This window comes from Streptomyces sp. NBC_01089 (genome assembly GCF_045162975.1).
In the GTDB taxonomy this organism is placed as follows: Bacteria; Actinomycetota; Actinomycetes; order Streptomycetales; family Streptomycetaceae; genus Streptomyces.
The window spans coordinates 6,790,431-6,805,064 of record NZ_CP108660.1; the positions used below are offsets into that span (position 1 = coordinate 6,790,431).

Consider the following 14,634-nt stretch of genomic DNA (forward strand, 5'->3'; position numbering starts at 1 on the left):
CCATGCCAGTGCCCCGCCCCCTCCACCTCGCCGCCGAGATCGGCGGCCGGCCGCGGTTCGACGCCCGCCACTACACGGGCCTCGCGCTCCTCGCCGAGCGCGGCACCCTGGACTTCATCACCCTCGACGACTCCTTCGCCCGGCCGGGACCCGACGCGCCGGCCGTACTCGCCCGCGTCGCACCCGGCACCCGGCGGATCGGTCTCGTACCGGCCGTCACCACCACCCACACCGAGCCCTTCCATGTCTCGTCGGCGATCGCGACCCTGGACTGGGTCAGCCGCGGCCGGGCCGGCTGGAGCACCGCCGTATCGGCGACCGCCGCCGAGGCCGCCCTGTTCGGCCGGCGCGACGCAGCGCCCGGCGACGCGCTCTGGCACGAGGCGGGCGAAGTGGCCGACGTGGCTGCCCGGCTGTGGGACAGCTGGGAGGACGACGCCGAGATCCGTGATGTGGCCACCGGCCGCTTCATCGACCGCGACCGGCTGCACTACACCGACTTCACCGGCAGCACGTTCTCCGTCCGTGGACCCGCCATCGTGCCCAGACCGCCGCAGGGCCACCCCGTCACGGTGATCGACGGAACCGGTGCGGCGGCCCGCGAGGCGGCCGTCCGCCACGCCGATGTCGTACTCGTACGCGCCGACGACCCGCTCACCGCCCGCACGTTCCGCGAGGAGATCAGGAACCGGGTGGCCGCCCACGGCCGCAGCCCCGACCAGCTGCGCGTCCTGGTCTCGCTCCCGGTCGAACTGCACACCAGCGCCGACGCGGTGGGGCTCGCCCGGCTCATCGCCGACTGGTACGGGCAGGGCGCGGCCGACGGCTTCCATCTGCGCCCCACCGACGTCGAGCGCGACCTCCCGCTGATCGTCGACGGGACGGTCCCGGTGCTCCAGCACCACTGTCTGCTGCGCCGTTTCTATCCGGGCGCGACACTCCGCGAGCATCTGGGGCTGACCCGTCCCGCGGGCCGGTACGCGCGGAGCCGGCGGCCCTCGGGCAGCACCCCGCAGCCACCGCATCCGCGGGAAGAGACCGTGCGGACACCGCACACCAAGGACGCGATCCCCGGGGGACGGACGTGACCGCACCGCAGAAGCAGCTCCATCTCGCCGCCCACTTCCCCGGCGTCAACAGCACCACGGTCTGGACCGACCCGCGCTCGCGGAGCCAGATCGAGTTCTCCTCCTTCGAGCATCTCGCCCGGACCGCCGAGCGCGGCAGGTTCGACTTCTTCTTCCTCGCCGAGGGGCTGCGGCTGCGCGAGTACCAGGGGCGGATCCACGACCTGGACGTCGTCGGCAGGCCCGAGTCGGTCACCCTGCTCAACGCGCTGGCGGCCGTCACCGACCGGCTCGGACTCGCCGCGACCGTGAACGCCACCTTCAACGAGCCGTACGAACTCGCGCGCAGGCTCGCCACCCTCGACCACCTCAGCGGCGGCCGGGCCGCCTGGAACGTGGTCACCTCGTCCGACGCCTTCACCGGGGAGAACTTCCGGCGCGGCGGCTATCTCGACCGGGCCGACCGGTACACCAGGGCCGCCGAGTTCGTCGCGACGGCGCGTGAACTGTGGGACTCCTGGAGCCCCGACGGCAGGTCGCGGCCCTTCGCGCACCAGGGCCGGCACTTCGACATCGCCGGTGAGTTCACCGTGCCGCGCTCCCCGCAGGGCCATCCCGTCGTCATCCAGGCCGGTGACTCGGACGAGGGCCGGGAGTTCGCCGCCTCGTCCGCCGACGTGATCTTCACCCGGCACGGCACGCTGGAAGCGGGCCGCGCCTTCTACGCCGACACCAAGCGGCGGCTGGCGAAGTACGGCCGTGAGCCGTCGGCGCTGAAGATCATGCCGGGGGTCAGCTATGTCCTGGGCGACACCGCCGCCGACGCGGCGGAACGGGCGGCGGTCATCCGCGAGCAGCAGGTGTCCCCGCAGAACGCGATCCTCGCGCTGGAACAGATCTGGGGCCGGGACCTCTCCGCGTACGACCCGGACGGGCCGCTGCCCGACATCGACCCCGACCCCGGATCGGACCTCGTGCAGGGGCGGGTCAAGGTCGCCGACCCGCTCGCCGTCGCCGCGAAGTGGCGGGCGCTCTCGCAGGAGAAGGGGCTGTCCATCCGGCAGACGGTCATCGAGACCACCGGGCGTCAGTCCTTCATCGGCACCCCGGACGCGGTCGCCGCCGAACTCCACGAATTCGTCCGGGCCGACGCCGCCGACGGGTTCATCCTCGTGCCGCACCTCACCCCGGGCGGACTCGACGACTTCGTCGACCGGGTCGTGCCGCTGCTCCAGGAGCGCGGGGTGTTCCGTACCGAGTACACGGGCGCGACGCTCCGCTCCCACCTCGGTCTCGCCGAGCCGGTATGGAAGGGTTGATCACATGACAGAAGGAACGGGAAGCACCGGAGGCACCAGCGGCCACGCCGCCGCCGCCTCGGACGCGGGGGCGGCAGGAGCGGACAGCTGGCGGGAGTGGCACGAGGAGCGGACGGCGACGGTCTCCGCGCCCTACGGCCCGCTGGCCCTCACCGGCACCCACTGGCTCGACGACGCGCCGGAAGGCCGGATCCCGGGCGTCGCGGGCCACTGGGCGGCGGCCGGCGACGAACTGGTGCTGACGGCCACCGATGAGGACGGGCTGGTACTCGACGGGAAGCCGTTCACCGGCCGGGCCGCGCTCACCGCCGACCACGCGCCGCCCGCGCGGGCGCGCCTCGCCCAGGGCGAGCGGCGGCTGGCCGTGGTGCGCAGGGAGGGGCTGTGGGCGGTCCGGGTCTGGGACCCGGACTCCGCGAACCGGCGGGCCTTCGCGGCGATCGAGGCCACGCCGTACGACGCGGGGTGGGCGCTCCCCGGGCAGTACCGGCCGTACGCCGAGAGCCGCACCGTCCAGGTGCCGAACGCCGACGGCCGCGACCGCGGACTGGGCCTCTCCGGTGAACTCGCCTTCCGCCTGGCGGGTGAGGAGCACACCCTCCAGGTCGCCGAGGAGGAGGACGGCTCGCTGTGGGCGGTCCTCGCGGACGCCACCAGCGGAACGAGCAGCTACCGGTTCCGCTTCCTGCGGCCCTCCGCGCCCGCGGCCGACGGCAGCGTCCTCGTGGACTTCAACCGCACGCTGCTGCCGCCCTGCGCCTTCGCCGAGCACTTCATCTGCCCTTTCCCGCCGCCGGGCAACACCCTCCCGTTCGCGGTCGCGGCGGGCGAACGCACCGTGCGCACCCACTGATCCGGGACCACATGGTGGACGCGCCCGGCCGGAAGGCCCTCTTGCGCCGGACGGCCGGGTCGCGTTGTACTCCGGTCAGCGCGTTGTCAGGGACACGGCGGAAATTCTCCGCCGTGCTCCGGCCTGCGCCTCATGGGTCCCCCCACCGAAGGACCCGCGGATTCTCTTCCGGAGGAACTGATATGAGGATCAAGCGCACCACCCCCCACAGCGGCCCCGCGAGACGCGGCCGGCTCATCGCCGTGGCGTCCGGCCTGCTGGTCGCTGCCGCACTCACCGTCCCCACCGCCCACGCCGACCAGGCCAAGGCGTACAGCCCCCAGCAGCTGACCGCCGCGAGCAACGCGGTGCAGAGCGCGAATGTGGCGGGCACGGCCTGGTACGTCGACAAGGCGACCGGCACCCTCGTCGTCACCGCGGACAGCTCGGTCTCGTCCGCGGACATCAACCGGATCGAACAGCGGAGCGGAGCCAACGCGGGCGCCATCCGCGTCGAGCGCACATCCGGCACCTTCAGCAAGCTCCTCAAGGGCGGTGACGCCATCTACACCTCGCAGTGGCGCTGCTCCGTCGGCTTCAACGTACGCAGCGGCTCGACCTATTACTTCCTCACCGCGGGGCACTGCACCGAGGGTTCTCCCGCCTGGTACACCAACTCGTCAGACACCACGAGCATCGGCCCGACGGCCGGCACCAGCTTCCCTGGCAATGACTACGGCATCGTCAAGTACACCAACTCCGCGGTGGCGCACGACGGCACCGTCGGCAGCCAGGACATCACCAGCGCGGGCGACCCCACGGTGGGCCAGACCGTGACCAGGACCGGCTCCACCAGCGGCACCCACAGCGGCAAGGTGACCGCGCTGAACGCCACGGTCAACTACGGCGGCGGTGACGTCGTCTCCGGACTCATCCAGACGACGGTCTGCGCCGAGCCCGGCGACAGCGGCGGCCCGCTCTACGCCGGCTCCAAGGCCCTGGGCCTCACATCGGGCGGCAGCGGCGACTGCACATCGGGCGGTACGACCTTCTTCCAGCCCGTCACCGAGGCGCTGAGCGCCTACGGGGTCAGCGTCTACTGAGAGCGTCCACTGGACGAAGGCCGGGCCCGGGCGGCAGCAGCCGCCGTCCCCGCCCGCACGGCACAGCGCACCAGCCCCCGCCCGGGATTCCGGGCGGGGGCTCTTGCGTACTTTTGAGAGGATGTCGGGGGGAGCGGGGAGTTCACGGGAGGCGGGGGCGTATGAAGCGCATCGGAGTCACCGGGCACCGCCGTATTCCGCCCGACGTCATCGCTCATGTGCAGGACGCCCTGCGCGCCCTGCTCGGCGGCCAGCCGGGGCCCATCGAGGTCCTCTCCAGCCTGGCCGCGGGCGCCGACCAGCTCTTCGCGGTCATCGCACTGGAATGCGGCGCCGAGCTGACCGCGGTCATCCCCAGCGGCGACTACGAACTGGGCTTCTGCGACGCCGGCGAGCTGGCCGGCTACCGCAGGCTCAGAGGGCGGGCGGCCCAGGAGGTGCGGATGGACTTCCCGCACTCCACGGACGAGGCGTACTACGCGGCCGGCGCCTATATCGCCGACAACTGCGACCGCCTGGTGGCCGTCTGGGACGGCCTGCCCGCGCGCGGTCTCGGCGGTACGGGCGACATCGTCAGCTACGCCAGGAAGGCGGGCAAACCGGTGACGGTCATCTGGCGCGAGGGCGTGGAACGTGACTGAAAACCGCTGCCCGGGAATGCGTCTGATGCCACGTCAACTGCCGTGTCTGGCAAGCCATTCGGTGTACTGCGGCGACACGACGCGCTCGGTCTCGTAGACCGCCGCCGCCCACTGCTTCTCGGTGAGCGGGCTCTCCATCTCCAGATGCAGCGCCCTGAGCTTCTCCTCGACCAGCGCGTGTGCCGAGATCAGCGGCTGGTGCCGGCGGAACTCGCTCCATGCCACCCCGGACGCGGCCGCGGCCGACACCACGGCGGCGACCTCGGTGTTCTCGGTGACCGAGAGCGCGCGCAGCACCCCGAAGACCAGGGCGACCAGGGTGAGCAGGGCGAAGGCGCTGGACCACAGGAGGGTGGCCCCCCGGGAGACCTCCTGTTTGCGCCGGTACCAGTTGCGCTGCTCGATCAGCCTGTCCCGTACGTAGGTCTCCTTGCGGACCTCGAACGACCTGGCCCGCAGCGCCCGCATCTGAGGGGTGATCAGGTCGGGCCCCGGCGGCTCCTGGTCCCAGCCCACCGTGCGCAGCTCCTCCAGCTGCGCCCCGACGCGAGAGGTGAACAGCGCGTCCACATCGGCCGGTCCGGCGTCGAACGGAGCGCCGTGGACCGCGTAGCGCCAGCACATGGACTTGATGAAGTCGGCCGCAGACCGGTTGAGTTGCCACTGCGCCTTGGCCTTGCGGCGGGAGGTGCTGAAGGTCAGCAGCAGCACGCCCGCGTAGGCCAGTGTGCTCAGGACGCCGATGGCCTGGAAGCCGCCCCCCAGCTCCGCCCGCCAGGGCAGCGAAGCCGTCGCCGCGCCCACCACGAGAAGCACCAGCTGGGCCCGGGTGGAGCCCACGGCCTCGCCCTGTCTGGCGATGGCGTGGGCGTCGGCCCGGTGGAACAGCGCGGGCAGATCGGCGTTCCGGAAGACCATGCTGCGTTCCGGGTTCCGCTCAGGACCGGGAAACACGGACACATGAACCCCCGTCTGCGACGTCAGTCTTCACTCTTTAGATGGAATGGCGTGTTCCGGAATTCTGGAGCAGACTCCGTGCGACGTTCTTGTTGCGCTCCGGTCGCGCTCAGTTGCCAGCAGTCTGGTTGAGGGTAAAGTCGACCCGCCGGACACTGCAACGGTGCAGGTATCGGCATTCCTGTCCCTGTCCAGAAAACATCCCTCAAGGCGGCCTCACCATGTCCGTAACTTCAGCCTCTTCCGCCGCTGTCAAGAAGCCGCGTGTCCCGCTCGCCGAGATCGATGTGCGCGGTACCGAGGCCATCAAGCAGCTCGGCCGTGTTCTCTCCGTCCCGGCCGGCCGCTCCATGAGGGCATCGACCTTCAATTCGGCGCTCTAGACTGGCGGAATGACTGGACCCCTGGTCCCATTCCGCGAGATCGTCCTCAAGGTCCACAGCAGATGCGATCTTGCCTGTGACCACTGCTATGTCTACGAACACGCCGACCAGAGCTGGCGCTCCAGGCCCAGAGCCATCTCCGATCGGGCGATCCACTGGACGGCTCTGCGACTCGCGGAGCACGCCAGGACCCATGACCTGCCCTCCGTGTCAGTGATCCTGCACGGAGGGGAGCCACTGCTCGCAGGTCCCGAACGGCTGCGCCGCGTCTGTGAGGAGCTCACCGGGGCCCTGCGGGGGACCACCGAGCTCGACCTCCGGATCCATACCAACGGCCTCCAGCTCAGCCCCCGGTACCTCGACCTCTTCGACGAGTTCCACGTCCGGGTGGGTATCTCCCTCGACGGTGACCGCGCGGCCAACGACCGCCACCGCCGTTTCGCCGACGGCCGCACCAGTCATCCGCTGGTCCTCAGAGCCGTCGAACTGCTCCACCAGGACCGGTACGCCCATCTCGACCTGGGCCTGCTCTGCACCATCGACGTCCTGAACGACCCCGTCGCCGTATACGACGCGCTCACCGACCTCGACCCGCCGCGCATCGACTTCCTGCTGCCGCACGCCACCTGGGACGACCCCCCGCACCGGCCCGCCGGAGCGCCGACCGCCTACGCCGACTGGATCCTGACGGTCTTCGACCGCTGGGACGCACAGGGGCGGCGGATCCCCGTGCGGCTCTTCGAGTCGGTCATCTCCACCCTCAACGGCGGTCCGAGCCTCACCGAGTCGCTCGGGCTGGCCCCCACCGACCTGGTGGTCGTGGAGACCGACGGCACGCTGGAGCAGGTCGACTCCCTCAAGAGCGCCTACGAGGGCGCCGCGTTCACCGGATTCGACGTCTTCGGCCACGCCTTCGACGAGGTCGCCGCGCACCCGGGGGTCCGCGCCCGCCAGCTCGGCCTCGCCGGGGTCGGCGAGAAGTGCCGGCAGTGCCCCGTCGTACGGTCCTGCGGGGGCGGCCTCTACACCCACCGCTACCGTGCGGGCTCCTTCGGCCAGGAGAGCGTCTACTGCGCGGACCTGGAGGCGCTGGTCCGCGGTATCGAGACCCGCACCGCCGCGGCCACCACGGCGCCCGCGCTCACCGATCCGCGCGAGCTGGACGCCGGACAGCAGGAACTGACCCGCACTCTGCTCGCCGCGCTGCACACGGAGCTGGCCGGCCGCGGCGGCGATGAGTGGGCGCGGGCCTGGGAGCTGGCGGGCGCGGTCGAGCAGCGCTCAGACGGGCTCGACACCGTGCTCGCCCACCCCTACGCCCGCAGCTGGCTGCTCAGTTGCCTGGACGCCCTGCACCAGGGCCGCGAGTCCACCGGTGCCCCCGGCGGACTCGCCGCCCTGGTGGCGGCCGGGGCCCTGCGCGGCGGGCTCGACCTGCCCGTCACCGTCCCGTACACCGGTGGTCTGCTGCATCTGCCGACCTACGGCGCGTTACGCCTCACCGGAGCCGCCCCGAGCGGCCACGCCGAGGTCCGCCGTGCCGAGAAGGGCTTCCTGGTCGGGGCCGGGGGCGCCGAACTGCGCGTGCCGCGCCCCGACGAGGCCACCGACAGCTGGCAGCCGGTGCGCCGGATCGACTGCGACGGGGCCCCCGATCTCGCGCTCGACGACCTCGATCCGTACCGCGACTGCTTCGGTACGCCCGTCGCCGGGCGCCTCACCCTGGCCGGCGCCGCCGACTGGAGCCGTCGCTTCGCGCACGCCTGGGCCGTGCTGCGTACGGCGGTCCCCGCGCACGCCGAGGACGCCGCGGGCCGCCTCACCACGGTGACCCCGCTGACCGCGGGCGTGCCCGCCGTCGGCAGGCACGGCCACGGGGCCATCGGTGTGTCCCTGTCCGGCCTCACCCCCGACGGTCTGCTGCGCGCGGCACGCCGGGCGAAGCTGCGCGCGCTCCTGGACGTCACCGACCTCTACGCCCAGGACGGCTCCTGGCAGCACCGGGTGGCCTGGCGGCCGGAGCCGGTGCCGGTCTCCGAGGTGCTGGCCGGCGCCTACGAGGGCGTGGCGCTCGCCGCGTACGGGGGAGCGGACCGCCCACGCACCCTGGCGCACACCCGGCAGGCGCTGGAAGCTCTGGAGGGTGCGGCCGAACTGACCGTCAGCGGCAGGAGCCTGGCCGCGGCCCTGTGGGACGAGTGGGAGGAGACGGCCCGTGGCTGAGGGCGCGGGGACGGCCGCCGAGCTGCGCGCGCTCGGTGTGCGGGAGGGCGCGACGCTGCTGGTGCACGCCGCGCTCGGCGGCACCGGACTGGGCGCGCCCGCGCTGCGCGACGCGCTCGTCGAGGTACTGGGCAGGGACGGGACGCTGGTGGTCCCGGCCTTCACCCCGGAGAACTCGACGACATCGAGCGCCCATCTGCGGCAGACCGCCGGGCTCACCGCGGACGCCAGGGCCCGGTTCCTCGCCACGATGCCCGCCTTCGATCCGGCCCGTACGCCCTGCCCCGGCATGGGCCGGCTGGCTGAATGCGTACGGCGCTCCCCGGGCGCGGTACGCAGCGGCCATCCGCAGACCTCGTTCGCCGCGCTGGGCGCGCGCGCCGATGAGCTGGTAAAGGACCACAGGGCCGACTGCCATCTCGGTGAGGATTCCCCGCTCGGCAGGCTCGCGGCCGCCGGTGCGGAGGAATTGATGATCAATGTGGGATTCGGTGTGTGCACCTCCTTCCATCTCGCTGAATACCGTATTCCGGATACCCCGACGCGGCTGTACCGGTGTGTGGTGAGCAGGGGCGGACGGCGTGCGTGGTTCGAATACCGGGACATCGAACTCGACGACAGCGATTTCGAACTGATCGGAGCCGATTTCCCCCATACGAGCCTGCGGGAGGGGAAGCTGGGTAACGCGGCCGCCATGCTGTTTCCGATCAAGGAAGCCGTGCGGCACGCGAGGAAATGGATGACCGAAAAGCGGCGTTGATTGACCGAACGTCGACGGGGTGGAGACTCTTCGCTCCGGAATGATGTCTTCATGGACGACGGGGGGCCGAGTTGGCAGCATCGGAAGAGCCGAGAGCGGCGAACCACAGGCCGTATTTTTTTCTCAGCTATGCGCACACTCCGAAACACGGAGCCGTCGGGCCCGACCCTGACATGTGGGTCGAGCGGCTCTTCCGCGATCTCTGCGCCCATGTGATGGCCATGACCAACCTGCCCGCGGGGGCACCCGCCGGCTTCATCGACCGGGAGCTGCGGACGGGGGAGGGCTGGTCGGAGCGGCTCGGTGAAGTCCTGGCCACCTGCCGGGTCTTCGTACCGCTCTTCTCGCCCCGCTATTTCGGCAGCGAGATGTGCGGCAAGGAGTGGTACGCCTTCGCCCAGCGCGCCATTCAGCAGCAGGCCCGCAGCAACCGCCCCGCCGACGCGATAGTCCCCGCCCTCTGGGTCCCCGTACCGCCGCACCAACTGCCGGGCCCGGCAGCGCGGTTGCAGTTCAACCACCGGGTCTTCGGCGAGCGCTATGTGTCCGACGGACTCTACGGACTCGTCAAGCTGCGGATATTCGCCGAGGAGTACGAGCGGGCCGTCTACGAACTCGCCAAACGCATTGTGAGCGTCGCCGACTCGTCGGACATCGGCCCCTGCCGCCCCGTCGACTACCGCGCCATACCCAGCGCCTTCGGGCCGCCGAGCGCGGGCCCGCGCCCGATGAAACTGACTGTCGCCGCGCCCACCCGCCACGATCTGCCCGACGGCCGGCACGCCGAGTACTACGGGGACACCCCGCTGGACTGGAACCCCTACCACCCCGTCTCCGCGCAGCCGCTGTCCCGGCTCGCCGAGGATCTGGTGCGCTCGCTCAACTACCAGGCCACCGTCACCTCGTTCGACGAGGAGGTCCTCCATCTCGACGGGAAGCAGCCGCCGTCGCGCCCCGAGGTGCTGCTCGTCGACCGCTGGGCCCTGCACGACGAGGAACGGCGCCGAAGGCTCGCCGCCTTCGACTCGGAGCACCGCCCCTGGGTGAGCGTGGTCGTCCCCTGGAACCGCGACGACCACCAGAGCAGAGCCTCCGAGGCCGAGCTCACCGGCCGTCTGGAGGACACCATGCCGTCGAAGATGCGGGAGGGGCGCGCCGCGTCCAGAGCCGCGGCCAAGGGCGTCCCGAGCATGGAGGCGTTCGGCCGGATCCTGCCCCAGGTGGTGGAGGCCGCCGCCCAGCAGTATCTGAAGCACGCCGTCGTCTACCCGCCGGGCGGCGGCGGCCACCACGAACGTCCCCGGCTCATCGGCCCGATGACGACCGAACAGGCCACCACCCGCTACATACCGGCTACACAGGATCTCGCGCTCGATGCGGAGGACACGGATGACGGCAGGGCGTGACGGACGCATCGTCACCTTCTATTCGTACAAGGGAGGTACCGGCCGGACCATGGCGCTGGCCAACACCGCCTGGATCCTGGCCGCCAACGGCAAAAGCGTCCTCGCGGTCGACTGGGACCTGGAGGCACCGGGCCTCTACCGCTTCTTCCACCCCTTCCTCGACCCGTCCACGCTCGGCGCCACCACCGGGATCATCGACCTGATCACCGAGTACGCCTGGGCGGCCACCAGCCCCGTCCCGCGCCCCGACGACTGGCACCGGGACTACGCCCGTATCCAGCAGCACGCGGTCTCGCTGACACCGGAGACGCTGGGCTGGGAGTTCCCCGACGGCGGCACCCTCGACTTCGTGTCCGCCGGCCGGCAGAACCGCGAGTACTCCGCGACCGTCTCCACCTTCGACTGGGACAACTTCTACGACCGGCTCGGCGGCGGCCACTTCTTCGACGCGCTGCGCGACGACATGAAGGCCAACTACGACTACGTCCTCATCGACAGCAGGACCGGCCTCAGCGACATCGCCGACATCTGCACCGTCCATCTGCCCGACATGCTCGTCGACTGCTTCACGCTCAGCGACCAGTCCATCGACGGCGCCGCCGCTGTGGCCCGCCAGATCGACAAGCACGACGGCGGCCGTGGCATCCAGATCCTGCCCGTCCCGATGCGGATCGACGAGGGCGAGAAGGAGAAGGCGGACGCCGGACGGGCCCTGGCCCGGCTCCGGTTCGACGGGCTGCCGCGCGGGCTCACCGGCGAGGAGCTCACCGCCTACTGGGGAGCCGTCGAGATCCCGTACCGCCCCTACTACGCGTACGAGGAGACCCTGGCCACCTTCGGCGACGAGGCCGGGCTCACCAACTCGCTGCTGTCCGCCTTCGAACGGCTCGCCGCCGTCGTCACGGACCGGCGGATCACCTCGATGCCGCAGATCCCCGAAGAGGTCAGGCTGCGCATCAGGGACGCCTTCACCCGCCGCCGCCCCGCGCTCCCCGCCGATCTGCTGCTCAGCTATGTGGCGGAGAACCGGATGTGGGCCGACTGGATCGAGTCGGTGCTCACCCGCGCGGGCTTCCGGGTGGTGCCGCGCGACGTCTCGGCCGAGGCGCCGCCGTCCGGCGCGGAGGTGACGGCGGCCGACGGCGCTGTCCGTACCGTCGTCGTCCTGTCCAGCGCCTATCTCAAGTCGGCCCGCGCGGTGGAGGTCTGGCAGCGCTCGGCGGCCGAGGACCCCTCAGGGACCCGCAGACATCTGCTGCCGCTGCGCGTCGGTGACGTACGGCTGACCACGCCGTACATCGACCGGAACCCGGTCGACCTGTTCCGGCTGGACGAAGTGCACGCCACCGCGGCGCTGCTGCGGGCGGTGGACCGGCCGGGCCAGGCGGTCGACGGGGTGGCGCCGGGGCCGCGGTTCCCGGGGACCGTCCCGAAGATCTGGAACGCGCCGGCCCGCAACTCCGGCTTCACCGGCCGCTCCCTGGTCCTCGAGCGGATGCGGGACCAGCTCGGCGGCGGCATGGCCGTGGTCCTGCCGCAGCCCCAGACGCTGTACGGGCTCGGCGGCGTCGGCAAGACGCAGGTGGCCCTGGAGTACGTACACCGCTTCATGGCCGACTACGACCTGGTCTGGTGGATCTCCGCGGAACAGACCGACGACGTGATCGCCGGCCTCGCCGAACTCGCCGTCCGCCTCGGCACCCAGGGCGCCGACGACATGGCGTCCGCGTCCCAGGAGGCCATCGACCTGCTGCGCCGCGGGGTGCCGACCCCGCGGTGGCTGCTGGTCTTCGACAACGCGGACGACCCCGAGCAGGTGAAGCGCTTCTTCCCGCCGGGCGGCCCCGGCCATGTGCTGGTGACCTCACGGAACCAGACCTGGTCGCAGTACGGGGACGCGCTGCCCGTCGACGTCTTCATGCGGGAGGAGTCCGTCGAGCACATCCAGCGCCGGGCGCCCGGACTCTCCGGCGAGGACGCGGCGCGGGTCGCCGAGGCGGTGGGCGACCTGCCGCTCGCTGTCGAGCAGGCGGCCGCCTGGATCGCCGAGACCGCCACCCCGGTCGACACCTATCTGGAACAGCTGGCCCAGGAGGCCGAGAGCGTCCTCGGGCTCAACCAGCCCGCCGGCTACCCCGAACCGGTGGCCGCCACCTGGAACGTGTCGATCGCCCGCCTCAAGGAGCGCTCGCCCGCCGCGGTCCGGCTGCTCCAGCTCTGCGCCTTCTTCGCACCCGAGCCGATCTCGGCGAAGCTCCTCTACAGCCGGGAGATGATCGACGCGCTCAAGCCGTACGACGCGACGCTCCAGGAGAAGCTGGTGCTGGGCCGGGTCATCCGGGAGATCGGCCGCTTCGCGCTCGCCAAGGTGGACCCGGTGGGCGGCTCGATCCAGGTGCACCGGCTGGTGCAGGCCGTGATCAAGGCGCAGCTCAGCCACGCGGAGCGGGACGACGCACGGCACGCCGTCCATATGATCCTCGCCGGTGCCAGGCCCGACGGTGACGAGCCCATAGACAACCCCGGTACCTGGCCCGACTTCGCTCCCATCTGGCCGCACCTCGGCCCGTCGGAGGCCAGGCTCTGCAAGGAGCCGGAGACCCGCAGGCTGATGATCGACCGGGTGCGCTACCTCTGGAAGCGCGGCGACTTCGTCACGGCCGCCGCCCTCGCGGGCGAGCTGCGCGAGGTGTGGCGCGAACGCCTCGGCAACAACGACCTGCAGTACCTCTACCTCCGCTTCCACCTCTCCAACATCCTGCGCTCACGCGGCCGTTACGTGGAGGCCATGGAGCTGGACGAGGAGACCCTGCGGCGCCAGCGCGAGCAGCTCCCGGAACTGGGCCCCTCGCATCCGCACACCTATATGACCACCAGCGCCCTCGCCATGGACCTCGGCGCGGTCGGTGAGTACAGCAGGGCCATGACGCTGGCCACCGAGGCGTACGAGGGGTTCAAGGAGATCTTCGACGAGTCGCATCCGAGGACCCTGGCCGCGGCCAACAACCTGGCGCTGAACCTGCGCATCTCCGGCCAGTACGCCCGCGCGCGCGAGATGGACCAGGACGTCTACGACCGGCGCACCGAGGTGCTCGGCCCCGAGCATCCGTACACCCTCTCGTCGGCGCAGAACCTCGCCCGCGACCTGCGCGAGGTCGGCCGGTACGAGGACTCGGTCGCGCTGCTCTCGCGGACGTACCAGATCTTCAAGGAGCAGCTGGGGCGGGCCTTCCCCGGTACGCTCGCGGCCGCCAAGAGCCTGGCCGTCTCGCTGCGCAGGGCGGGCAGTCTCGAAGACGCCAGGCGGCTGACCTCGGCCACCCGGGACCGGTACCGCATCAAGTACACGGTGGCCAACCCGGACTGGCTGGCCTGCGACCTGAACTTCGCGGCCGACCTGTTCGCCGCCGGGGACGCGGTGGGGGCGCGCGACACCGCGCAGGCGGTGGTCGACCAGTACATGAAGATGCCGGGGGAGCGGCACCCGTACACCCTGACCGCCATGAACAACCTCGGTATCTACCAGGGGGCCTGCGGGGCGCTCGACACCGCCGAGTCGGTGCTCGCCTCCACGATCAGGGCGATGAGCGACGTACTGAACCCCCGCCATCCGCATGTGCTGTTCGCGACCGTCAACCTCGCCAATGTCACGGCCGATCTCGGCGACCTGCCCAAGGCCCTGGAGATCGAGCGCCGGGTGGTCGCGGCGCTGCGCGAGGTCGTCGGCGCCCACCATCCGGAGACGCTGGCCTGTGCGTCCAACATGTCGGTGACGCTGGACGCGCTCGGCCGCAAGGAGGAGGCGCAGCTGCTGAGGGCGGAGACCGTCACCGAGCTGCAGCGCCAGCTCGGTGACGACCACGACTACGTGGGGATCGCGGGCGACGCCCGGCGGTTCAGCCGGGACCTGGAGCCGCTCGTGGTGTGACCGCCGGGACGTTCC

Annotated in this window: 11 protein-coding genes; 10 read left to right on the forward strand and 1 reads right to left on the reverse strand. The window is 71.4% G+C overall.

Features of this window, described 5'->3' with window-relative positions:
• The first annotated feature begins 2 nt into the window (after positions 1 to 2).
• From OG510_RS30525 to OG510_RS30545, 5 genes are all read left to right on the forward strand, one after another.
• Positions 3 to 1,088, forward strand: coding sequence for an LLM class flavin-dependent oxidoreductase (locus tag OG510_RS30525; RefSeq protein WP_406141032.1), 1,086 nt, complete (start codon positions 3 to 5; stop codon positions 1,086 to 1,088).
• Positions 1,085 to 2,386 (forward strand): NtaA/DmoA family FMN-dependent monooxygenase, encoded by a 1,302-nt coding sequence (locus OG510_RS30530; RefSeq protein WP_406141034.1) that lies wholly within the window; start codon positions 1,085 to 1,087, stop codon positions 2,384 to 2,386. Before OG510_RS30525 ends, OG510_RS30530 begins: the two co-directional genes overlap by 4 nt.
• A gap of 4 nt (positions 2,387 to 2,390) precedes the next feature.
• Positions 2,391 to 3,239, forward strand: a complete 849-nt coding sequence (locus tag OG510_RS30535; protein WP_406141036.1) for a DUF1684 domain-containing protein — start codon at positions 2,391 to 2,393, stop codon at positions 3,237 to 3,239.
• A gap of 182 nt (positions 3,240 to 3,421) precedes the next feature.
• Entirely contained in the window at positions 3,422 to 4,321 is a 900-nt protein-coding gene (locus tag OG510_RS30540; RefSeq protein WP_406141038.1) for a S1 family peptidase, read from the forward strand.
• A gap of 161 nt (positions 4,322 to 4,482) precedes the next feature.
• Positions 4,483 to 4,962, forward strand: a complete 480-nt coding sequence (locus OG510_RS30545; protein ID WP_406141039.1) for a hypothetical protein — start codon at positions 4,483 to 4,485, stop codon at positions 4,960 to 4,962.
• Positions 4,963 to 4,995: 33 nt separating this feature from the next.
• On the opposite strand, the gene OG510_RS30550 is transcribed toward OG510_RS30545, so the two are convergent.
• Positions 4,996 to 5,880 carry a DUF4231 domain-containing protein gene (locus OG510_RS30550; protein WP_406141041.1) on the reverse strand — a complete coding sequence of 295 codons (885 nt, stop codon included), beginning with the start codon at positions 5,878 to 5,880 and terminating at the stop codon, positions 4,996 to 4,998.
• A 260-nt stretch (positions 5,881 to 6,140) separates the two neighbouring features.
• On the opposite strand from OG510_RS30550, the gene OG510_RS30555 reads away from it, so the two are divergent.
• The 5 genes from OG510_RS30555 (at position 6,141) to fxsT (ending at position 14,619) form a co-directional block, all read left to right on the forward strand.
• On the forward strand, positions 6,141 to 6,302 hold the full coding sequence (locus tag OG510_RS30555; protein WP_406141043.1) for an FXSXX-COOH protein: 162 nt from the start codon (positions 6,141 to 6,143) through the stop codon (positions 6,300 to 6,302).
• Between the two features lie 9 nt (positions 6,303 to 6,311).
• The gene (fxsBH, locus tag OG510_RS30560; protein WP_406141044.1) at positions 6,312 to 8,525 is read left to right on the forward strand and encodes a radical SAM/SPASM protein FxsBH, inactivated beta-hydroxylase extension form; all 2,214 of its coding nucleotides are present in this window, start codon (positions 6,312 to 6,314) and stop codon (positions 8,523 to 8,525) included.
• Positions 8,518 to 9,285: an aminoglycoside N(3)-acetyltransferase gene (locus OG510_RS30565; RefSeq protein WP_406141046.1), complete on the forward strand. Its 768-nt coding sequence runs from the start codon at positions 8,518 to 8,520 to the stop codon at positions 9,283 to 9,285. The genes fxsBH and OG510_RS30565 overlap by 8 nt, the downstream gene beginning before the upstream one ends.
• Positions 9,286 to 9,356: 71 nt before the next feature.
• Positions 9,357 to 10,691, forward strand: coding sequence for an FxsC protein (gene fsxC / locus OG510_RS30570; protein ID WP_406141048.1), 1,335 nt, complete (start codon positions 9,357 to 9,359; stop codon positions 10,689 to 10,691).
• On the forward strand, positions 10,675 to 14,619 hold the full coding sequence (gene fxsT / locus OG510_RS30575; protein ID WP_406141050.1) for an FxSxx-COOH system tetratricopeptide repeat protein: 3,945 nt from the start codon (positions 10,675 to 10,677) through the stop codon (positions 14,617 to 14,619). The genes fsxC and fxsT overlap by 17 nt, the downstream gene beginning before the upstream one ends.
• Positions 14,620 to 14,634 lie beyond the last annotated feature (15 nt).

Bases quoted from the DNA above. Each gene is read 5' to 3' on its own strand.
- OG510_RS30525 (WP_406141032.1), top strand. From the start codon at position 3: ATGCCAGTGCCCCGCCCCCTCCACCTCGCCGCCGAGATCGGCGGCCGG.
- OG510_RS30535 (WP_406141036.1), top strand. From the start codon at position 2,391: ATGACAGAAGGAACGGGAAGCACCGGAGGCACCAGCGGCCACGCCGCC.
- OG510_RS30540 (WP_406141038.1), top strand. From the start codon at position 3,422: ATGAGGATCAAGCGCACCACCCCCCACAGCGGCCCCGCGAGACGCGGC.
- OG510_RS30545 (WP_406141039.1), top strand. From the start codon at position 4,483: ATGAAGCGCATCGGAGTCACCGGGCACCGCCGTATTCCGCCCGACGTC.
- OG510_RS30550 (WP_406141041.1), bottom strand. From the start codon at position 5,880: ATGGTCTTCCGGAACGCCGATCTGCCCGCGCTGTTCCACCGGGCCGAC.
- OG510_RS30555 (WP_406141043.1), top strand. From the start codon at position 6,141: ATGTCCGTAACTTCAGCCTCTTCCGCCGCTGTCAAGAAGCCGCGTGTC.
- fxsBH (WP_406141044.1), top strand. From the start codon at position 6,312: ATGACTGGACCCCTGGTCCCATTCCGCGAGATCGTCCTCAAGGTCCAC.
- fxsT (WP_406141050.1), top strand. From the start codon at position 10,675: ATGACGGCAGGGCGTGACGGACGCATCGTCACCTTCTATTCGTACAAG.